The organism is Paraburkholderia sp. BR14374, from assembly GCF_040948685.1.
GTDB lineage: Bacteria > Pseudomonadota > Gammaproteobacteria > Burkholderiales > Burkholderiaceae > Paraburkholderia > Paraburkholderia youngii.
In genome coordinates this window covers 1-254 of sequence record NZ_JBFPKF010000171.1, presented here as the reverse complement: position 1 = coordinate 254, position 254 = coordinate 1, and the positions used below count along the sequence as shown (strand labels likewise).

The following is a 254-nucleotide window of genomic DNA, read 5'->3' as shown; positions in this document are numbered from 1 at the left end:
TTCCGCCGACTCGCAAGAGACTACGAGCGATTGCCCGAAACTCTGGCTGGCTTGCACTTCGTCGTCTTCTCCGTGCTTATGCTTGTTCACTTTGCAACCCTTAGCAAAAGTGCCTAACACCCTCTAACAGGCTGTTGAATTTGGGTCCCGTGTAAACGGGGTTTGAGGGACGGGCGTTATGGATATCGTGTTCATGATCTTTGGCAGCGGATGCGATGCGCGGAATGGATGAGATGCAGGAACCCCTGTTCACG

1 pseudogene is annotated in these 254 nt (G+C 53.1%); it reads left to right on the top strand.

The annotated features are described in order from the left end of the window. A pseudogene (locus AB3X86_RS38525) lies at window positions 1–117 on the top strand (IS5/IS1182 family transposase); the annotation flags it as partial. Window positions 118–254: the final 137 nt, after the last annotated feature.